Raw genomic sequence first — 7,755 nt, 5'->3', positions numbered from 1 at the left:
GGGGCGGGGGTGTCGTGTTCGGTGTGGTGCGCCGGGCGCAGGCGGTGGAGGAGATCGTGGCCGAGGCCGGTGGTGAGTATGTGGGTGGGCTGACCGGTCTTCGCCGTGGGGGTGTGGGAGGTTCGTAGGGTGCGGGTGCGTCGTGGCTGGTCGCGCCCGCGCGGCGGAGCCGCACCGTGTTACAGCCCCGCGCCCCTGGGGGGGCAGGGCGCTGCGCGCCCTGCCCCCCGACGCCCAGCGGCCCCAGCGCCAAACTCCCTGTCAGGCCAGTGCCGGTGTCTTTCGCCTTGCTCCGCCCGGGGCCGCGTCGCCTGCTGCTGTGCCTGTGGTGCGGTAGGACTTGACCGTCCTGCCCGTCGGGCGGCCGTGGTGGGTCAGCCAGTCCACGCGGACCCAGTGCAGGGCGTCTCCGTCCTGTTCGCGGCGGCCGATCCAGGCCGACTTCAGCCACAGGCCCACGCCGCAGCCCGCCATCAGCAGTCCCGCCGTCGCCGGGATCGCGAAGGCGCTGCCGAGCGCGGCGAGGAAGGCGAGCAGCAGCCACCAGCGGTGGGCCCGGCGCCAGTTGCGCAGGGTCACGGCGCGGTCCTGGAGGACGTCGTGCTTGCCGGCGCGGGCGGCCGAGCCGGCCAGGGCGGTGTACCGCTTGCGGCGCACGGAGGCCACCACGGCCGTCGCCACGAGGAACAGCGCCGCGCCGGCCAGGACGCCGATCCGCCGTCCGGTCAGTCCCGGCACCAGCACCCCGATGCCCGCCGCCAGTACGCCGAGCCACCACAGCGGCGCCGCCCCCGCCCGTACGACGACGGCGACCCGAGCCAGTCCCTGTCCTCCGTGTCCTCCGCGCGCCACTTCCGCCTCCTCGTCCACAGTCCTGTGTGTAGGGCGCCGCACTGTAGCGGGGGAAGCTGAGACGAGTCTGAGAAGCCGTCCGGTCAGGTGCACGGGGGCCGGGTCACTCCACGAACAGGCCCCGGGCCGCGGCCTTGGCGTCGAACTCCTCCAGCCGGGCCTGGGCGTCCGGCAGGTCGTCGCACATCGCCTCCAGCAGCACCCGGCCGATCAGCATCGGCGCGCAGGCCGTGTCGAAGGCGAGGCCCGTGCCGACGGCGGCGGGCAGCAGCAGGTCGGACACCTTGGCGACCGGCGCGAAGGCGGAGTCGGCGACGGTCACCACCGTGAGCCCCGCCTCCTTGGCGTGGGCGAGGGTGTCGACGACCTCGCGCGGATGCCGGGGCAGGGCGAAGCAGATCAGGGCGCTCGCGCCGGCCCGGACGGCGGCGTCGATGCGGTCGTGGATCATGGTGCCGCCCTCGTTGAGGAGCCGCACGTCGGGGTGGACCTTGGCGGCGAAGTAGGCGAAGCCGTGCGCCTGGGCGGCCGCCGCGCGCAGCCCGAGGACCGGGAGCGGCCGGCTGCCCGCGAGGACCCGGCCCGCCTCCCGCACCGGTCCGGGGTCGGCCAGCACCTCCGCCAGGTGCCGCAGGTTCTCGATCTCGGCCGCCACGGCCTGCTGGTACTCGTTGGCGGAGCCCGTGTCCGTCGCCGCCTCCGCGGGTGCGACCTCGCGCAGGTGGCGGCGCAGCGCCGGGTAGCCGTCGAAGCCGAGGGCGACGGCGAAGCGGGTCACGGACGGCTGGCTGACCCCGGCCAGCTCGGCCAGCTCGACGCTGGACAGGAAGGGCACGTCGGCCGCGCGCCGCACCATGCTGTGCGCGATGCGCCGCTGGGTCGGCGTCAGCCGGTGCCCCTCGAAGAGCGCCTGAAGCCGCGCGGCCGGGCTGTCCGTCCCGCTCATGACGTGCTCCCCCTCGACCTATTCACCGGTATCCGATTCTGCATACCGTTATACAGGCGAACGGGGGCCGGGGGCACACGGTGCCGAAACGGCCGGCGCCCGTCCCGGCCTCTCAGGCGTCCGTGGGCTCCTTCTCCCCCGCGTCGGCCGTGCCGGGCACGAAGCCCGGCAGCCACCGGGCCGCCTCCGCGCGGAACGGGATCTCGCACTCCAGCTGGCACAGGACCGCGGTGGCCGCGCCGACGACGCGGTTCACCAGCACGTAGGAGGGCGGGAGGTTGAAGCGGCGCAGCAGTCCGCCCTCGCGCAGGTCGACGGAGTGCACGACCTCCTCGCGGAGCCATGCGCGGGTGAAGCGGTACGTCTCGCCGGCCGACGGCGTGGCCATGGGGAGCAGGAAGGCGCCGAGGGCCGCGTGGTCGAGGGGCGCGCCCGCCGTGATGAAGCCCTCCCGCACCAGGAGTTCCTGCGCGGCGGGCCAGTCCCCGTCCTGGGCCAGCCGGATCAGGCCCCCGAGGGCCGGCGGGAAGCCGTCGGGGAGGTGCTTGACGGCGCCGAAGTCCAGGATGCCGAGCCGGCCGTCCGGGAGCAGGCGGAAGTTCCCGGGGTGCGGGTCGGCGTGCAGGCGTCCGGCGCGCTCGGGGCCGGAGAAGAGGAAGCGCGCGTACAAGAGGCCCGCGGCGTCGCGTTCGGCCTGGGTGCCGCCTTGGATGACGGAGGCGAGCGGCGTCCCCTCCAGCCACTCCGTGACGAGCACCCGGCGGGTGTACGTCACCACGTCGGGGACCAGGATCTCCTTGTCGCCCCGGTAGGCGTCGGCGAACGCCTGCTGGGCCTCGGCCTCCAGCCGGTAGTCCAGCTCCTCGGCGACCCGTTCACGCAGTTCACGCAGCAAGGGCTCGACGTCCAGGCCGGGGGTGACCAGGGAGAACAGCCGGATCAGGCGGCCGAGTTGGGCGTAGTCGCCGAGCAGGGCCTCGCCGGCGCCCGGATACTGGATCTTGACGGCGACGGTTCTGCCGTCGGTGTGGACGGCCCGGTGCACCTGGCCGATGGACGCGGCCGCCGCGGGCGTGTCCTCGAACGCGGTGAACTGCTCGCGCCAGTCCGGGCCGAGTTCCTCCCGCAGGACCGCGTGCACCTGCTCCGCCGGCAGGGCGGGGGCGGCCTCCTGGAGCAGGGTCAGGGCGGCGCGGTAGGGGCCGACGACCTCCGGCGGGAGCGCCGCCTCGAAGACGGAGAGCATCTGGCCGAACTTCATGGCCCCGCCCTTGAGTTCGCCCAGGACGCGGAAGAGGTGCCGGGCGGTGCGGCGCTGCACCTCACCGGCGAGGAGGTCGCCGGACTCCCCCAGCAGCCGGCGCCCGAACCCGAGCGCGGAGCGGCCGGCGAAGCCGAGCGGCAGGGACATCAGGCGGGCGCCGCGGGTGAAGGAGGAGCGGGGTATGGCACGGGCGGCGGGAGCGTCGTGCGCGGACGCGCGGGGTCCCTCGTCGTGCGCGGCCCGGCCGTCGTCGGGGGTTCCGGTCCGCTCGCCCGCGGGCTCTGCGGCACGCTCGTCCGCCGGTTCTGCCGCACGCTCGCCCGCGGGCTCGGCGCCACGCTCGCCCGCCGGTTCTGCCGCACGCTCGTCCGCGGGCGCCTCCGTCTGCTCGTCCCCGGCGTCCGGTGCACGCCGGTCCGCCGGTGCCCCGGTGTGGTCCTCCGCGAGGGCTTCGGTGCGGGCGGCCGTCGCGGGCTCGTGCGTCTCGTTCTGTGTCATCGCGGGCTCCCCGCCGTCGCGGTGGCCCGCACCGGGCCCTTGAGGCCGGCCACGGCGTTGGCGATCAGGGTCTGGCCCGCGCCCTCCCCCGCCGTCATGATCGACTCCGGGTGGAACTGGACCGCCGCCACCGGCAGCGCCCGGTGCTCGACGCCCATCACCGTGCCGTCGGCCGTGCGGGCGGTCACCAGCAGGTCGGGCGGCAGCGTCGCGGTGTCGGCGTACAGGGAGTGGTAGCGCCCCGCGCGGAAACGGGCCGGCATGTTCCGGAACACCGTCCCCCCGTCGCCGGCGACCTCGACCGTCGACGGCTTGCCGTGCACGGGCCACGGCAGCGTGCCGAGGGTGCCGCCGAAGTGCTCCACGATGCCCTGGAGGCCCAGGCAGACCCCGAACACCGGCAGTCCGCGGACCAGCACGCCGTCCAGCAGGGCCGACATCCCGAAGTCCGCCGGGCGGCCCGGACCGGGCGAGAGGAGCACCAGGTCGGGCGCCACGGTGTCGAGCAGGTCCAGGGGGAACCCGGCGCGGTACGTGACGACCTCCGCGCCGGTCTGCCGGACGTAGTCGCCGAGCGTGTGGACGAAGGAGTCCTGGTGGTCGACGAGGAGGACCCGGCGCCGACGGCCCTCGCGCACCGCCGACGCGGCTGCCATCCGTACGCCCGCCCTCGTGGCCGCGTCACCGCCCGCGTTCTCGACCGCGTCGAGCAGCGCCCCCGCCTTGAGCACCGTCTCGGCCTCCTCCGCCCGCGGGTCCGAGTCGAACAGCAGCGTCGCCCCGGCCCGCACGGTGGCGACGCCGTCGCGGAACTGCACGGTGCGCAGGGTGAGCGCGGTCTCCAGGCCCCCGTCGAAGCCGATGCGGCCCACCGCACCGCCGTACCAGCGGCGCGGGCTGCGCTCGTGCTCCTCGACGAAGGCGATCGCCGCCCGCTTCGGCGCCCCCGTGACGGTCACCGCCCACATGTGGCTCATGAAGGCGTCGAGCGCGTCGCGGTCGTCGCGGAGCCGGCCGCGGACGTGGTCGACGGTGTGGATGAGCCGCGAGTAGAGCTCGATCTGCCGGCGCGCCAGGAGCTCCACGCTGCCCGGCACGCACACCCGCGCCTTGTCGTTGCGGTCGACGTCCGTGCACATCGTCAGCTCCGACTCCTCCTTCTCGGAGCCCAGCAGCGCGCGGATCTGTTCGGCGTCCTCCTGCGGGTTCCGGCCGCGGGCGACGGTGCCGCTGATCGGGCAGGACTCGACGGTGCGGGCGCGCGGGTCGACGCGGACGAACATCTCCGGCGACGCCCCGGCCAGGTGCTCGCCGTCGGCGAGGTTCATCAGCAGGCCGTACGGCGCCGGATTGCGGGCGCGCAGCCTGCGGAACACCTCCGAGGGCGGCGCCTCGGCACGCCGGTGGAAGCTCTGGCCGGGCACGGCCTCGAACAGGTCGCCCGCACGGAACCGCTCCTTGGCGAGGCCGACGAGCTCCGCGTACGCGCCCGGCGCGTGGTCGCGCGGGGCGGACGGCCGGGCCGGCGGGGCGAGCGGGGTCGCGGGCGTGGCGCGGTCGAGCCCGAAGGTGCTGCGGCCGGCGTGGGAGAAGTCGTAGCTGTGGCGCACGGCGGTGCCCCGGTGCCGGTCGACGCACAGGATGCGGTCCGGCAGGTGCAGGGCGAGGACGCGGTCGCGCGGGTCGCGGTCCTGGTGGTGCGGTACGGGGTCGAGTTGCAGGACGAGGTCGTAGCCGAAGGCGCCGTACAGGCCCCACACGTCGTCGTCCGGTGCCGCGAGGGCGGCGACGACGGCGCGCAGCACGGTGAACGCCGAGGGCAGCCGGGTGCGGTCCTCCTCGGCGAAGGGGACCTGGTCGTGGCGTGCGCCGCCGCTCGGGTCGATCGCGACGGTGACGGTGCCCGCGGTCTCGTCGTGGCGGGGTCCGAGCGGGGCCAGGGCCCGGAGGAGGGCGGGCAGCAGGACCCGGCCGCGTTCGTTGAGGGCGCGCAGCCGGACGTCGTCCTGGTGGGCGGTCACCTCGACGGGCGGGTCGACGTACGCGATGTCGTACGGCCGGTAGCGGCCCGGCTGGTCCGAGCGGCCCGACATCAGCAGTCCGCGCCGGGTGTCCAGGGCTTCTTCCAGGCGGGCGAGCTCGGTCTCCGCCCGTTCGAGGTCCAGGGGCTCGGACAGGCGGGTCACCTCGGCGCCGGCCGGGGTGGTCCACTGGTGTGCCGTCGCCGCGGTCCGGTGGGTCGTTGCCGTCATCGTGGTCCTTTGCGTCGGGTCGTCGGCGGATTCGCCGGACGGGGGCGGCCGGAGCTGACGGCCGGGCGGGGGCGGCCGGGCGGGGCGGAGATGACGACCCGGGTCAGACGCCCAGGTCGCGGCCGATGATCTCCTTCATGATTTCGTTGGTGCCGCCGTAGATCGGGTGCACCCGGTTGTCCACGAACGCCCTGGCGACGGGCGTCTCCCGCATGAAGCCGTAGCCGCCGTGCAGTTGGACGCAGCGGTCGAGGACCCGGCGCTGGACGTCGGTGGCCCACCACTTGGCCTTGGCCGCGGCGACCGCGTCGAGACGCCCCGCGTTGTGCTCGGCCACCGCCCGGTCGACGTAGGTGCGGGCGACGTCCAGCTCGGTGGCCATCTCGGCCAGTTCGAAGCGGACGTGCTGGAACGTGCCGACGGGCTGTCCGAAGGCGGTGCGGCTCTTGCAGTAGGCGAGGGTCTGCGCGAAGGCGGTCTCGGCGGCGGCCACGGCGTAGGCGGCGATGCCGAGGCGCTCCTGCGGCAGGTTGGCGGCCAGGTGCAGGAAGGCGCGGCCGGGGGTGCCGAGCAGGTTGGCCGCCGGGACCCGGACGTCGTCGAAGAACAGCTCGGCGGTGTCCTGCGCGGCCATGCCGATCTTCTCCAGCTTGCGGCCGCGGGAAAAGCCGGGCATGCCGCGCTCGACCACGAGCAGGCTCAGGCCGCGTGCGCCCGTGCCGGGGCGGGTCCGGGCGACCACGACGACCAGGTCGGCGTGGATGCCGTTGGTGATGAACGTCTTCGCGCCCCGCAGCACGTAGTCGTCGCCGTCGGGGAAGGCGGTCGTGCGGATGGCCTGGAGGTCGCTGCCGGCCTCCGGTTCGGTCATCGCGATGGCGGTGACCAGGTCGCCCGAGCAGAAACCGGGCAGCCAGCGGCGCTTCTGCTCGTCGGTGGCGAGTTCCAGGAGGTAGGGCGCGACGACGTCGTTGTGCAGGGCGAAGCCGATGCCGGTCGCGCCGACGCGCATGATCTCCTCGCTGAGGAGGACCTGGTAGCGGAAGTCGCGGACGCCTCCGCCGCCGTACTCCTCCGGTACGTCGATGCCCAGCAGACCGAGCTTGCCGGCGCGGCGCCACACCTCGCGGTCCACGAGTCCGGCACGCTCCCAGTCCGCGTGGAACGGGACGATCTCCCGCTCCACGAAGTCGCGCACCATGGCCTGGAAGTCGCGGTGGTCCTGGGTCAGTTCGCTGTCGCGCATGTCCCTCGCTCCGTCTGCCGGCCGGTGGTGCGGTGGATGATCTGCTCGACGGTCCCGGTGCAGGCGCGGGTGCCGTTCTGCGCGAAGCGCACCTCGGCCACGGCGCGGCGGGTGGAGCAGCTGGTCAGTACGGTCTCGATACGGACGGGACCGGGCAGCAGGGGCGCGTGGTAGTCGACGGACAGGCCGGCGGTGAGGAAGCCGGTGCCGTCCGGGATGGCCGACAGCATCACCAGGCCGGCGAAGTGGTCGACCAGGCAGGCGATCCAGCCGCCGAAGACGACGCCGGGGGTGAGGGTCAGCGCCGCGTCGAAGGACGTCTCGCAGACGACCAGGCCGGGCAGCCAGGAGGTGGCGGGCGGCAGCGCGAGCGTGCGGGCGGCCGGCGGGTCGGGCACCGTGCCGTCGGCCAGGCCGACGAGCATGCGCCGGCCGCTGGTGTCAGCGCCGTCCGGCGCCAGACCGCGCAGCCGGACCGGCCGGGTGGGTGGCGGGGTGGTTTCGAGCATGCTGGCATCTCCGCGTTTCCAGGATTCGAGAACCGGTACGGGGTGGGCGTGCGCCCCGCCCGGCGGGTACGCGCGCTGCTCGTGCCGACGTGAGCACCGGGCCCGTCGCACCACGCCCTGCCGGGCACGGCGCGAGGTCCCACCGGACGGTCTGCGGCGCCGACGCTTGAGCGCCGCGTCGGGCCGGG

General features: G+C 74.8%; 6 protein-coding genes. All 6 read right to left on the bottom strand.

The window, feature by feature from the left end; translation table 11 throughout:
- Positions 1-261: 261 nt before the first annotated feature.
- The 6 genes from GTW67_RS34740 to GTW67_RS34715 all read right to left on the bottom strand — a co-directional run bounded on the left by GTW67_RS34740 (position 262) and on the right by GTW67_RS34715 (position 7,567).
- Positions 262-852, bottom strand: coding sequence for a hypothetical protein (locus GTW67_RS34740; RefSeq protein ID WP_161168698.1), 591 nt, complete (start codon positions 850-852; stop codon positions 262-264).
- A 103-nt stretch (positions 853-955) separates the two neighbouring features.
- A complete protein-coding gene (locus tag GTW67_RS34735) occupies positions 956-1,798 on the bottom strand; it encodes a MurR/RpiR family transcriptional regulator (RefSeq protein WP_161168697.1) in 843 nt (280 codons plus the stop codon).
- A 112-nt stretch (positions 1,799-1,910) separates the two neighbouring features.
- Entirely contained in the window at positions 1,911-3,560 is a 1,650-nt protein-coding gene (locus GTW67_RS34730; protein ID WP_237519173.1) for an ABC1 kinase family protein, read from the bottom strand.
- Entirely contained in the window at positions 3,557-5,812 is a 2,256-nt protein-coding gene (locus GTW67_RS34725; protein ID WP_161168696.1) for an anthranilate synthase component I, read from the bottom strand. Before GTW67_RS34725 ends, GTW67_RS34730 begins: the two co-directional genes overlap by 4 nt.
- 103 nt (positions 5,813-5,915) lie before the next feature.
- Positions 5,916-7,058 (bottom strand): acyl-CoA dehydrogenase family protein, encoded by a 1,143-nt coding sequence (locus GTW67_RS34720; RefSeq protein ID WP_161168695.1) that lies wholly within the window; start codon positions 7,056-7,058, stop codon positions 5,916-5,918.
- Positions 7,040-7,567: a PaaI family thioesterase gene (locus GTW67_RS34715; protein ID WP_161168694.1), complete on the bottom strand. Its 528-nt coding sequence runs from the start codon at positions 7,565-7,567 to the stop codon at positions 7,040-7,042. The genes GTW67_RS34720 and GTW67_RS34715 overlap by 19 nt, the downstream gene beginning before the upstream one ends.
- Positions 7,568-7,755: the final 188 nt, after the last annotated feature.

Origin of the sequence: Streptomyces sp. SID5910 (assembly GCF_009862125.1) — a bacterium.
In the GTDB taxonomy this organism is placed as follows: Bacteria; Actinomycetota; Actinomycetes; order Streptomycetales; family Streptomycetaceae; genus Streptomyces.
The sequence above is the reverse complement of the archived record's forward strand: the minus strand, read 5'-3'. Positions and strand labels throughout refer to the sequence as shown.

Coding starts and splice junctions, on each gene's coding strand:
- GTW67_RS34735 (WP_161168697.1), bottom strand. CDS start 1,798: ATGAGCGGGACGGACAGCCCGGCCGCGCGGCTTCAGGCGCTCTTCGAG.
- GTW67_RS34730 (WP_237519173.1), bottom strand. CDS start 3,560: ATGACACAGAACGAGACGCACGAGCCCGCGACGGCCGCCCGCACCGAA.
- GTW67_RS34725 (WP_161168696.1), bottom strand. CDS start 5,812: ATGACGGCAACGACCCACCGGACCGCGGCGACGGCACACCAGTGGACC.
- GTW67_RS34720 (WP_161168695.1), bottom strand. CDS start 7,058: ATGCGCGACAGCGAACTGACCCAGGACCACCGCGACTTCCAGGCCATG.
- GTW67_RS34715 (WP_161168694.1), bottom strand. CDS start 7,567: ATGCTCGAAACCACCCCGCCACCCACCCGGCCGGTCCGGCTGCGCGGT.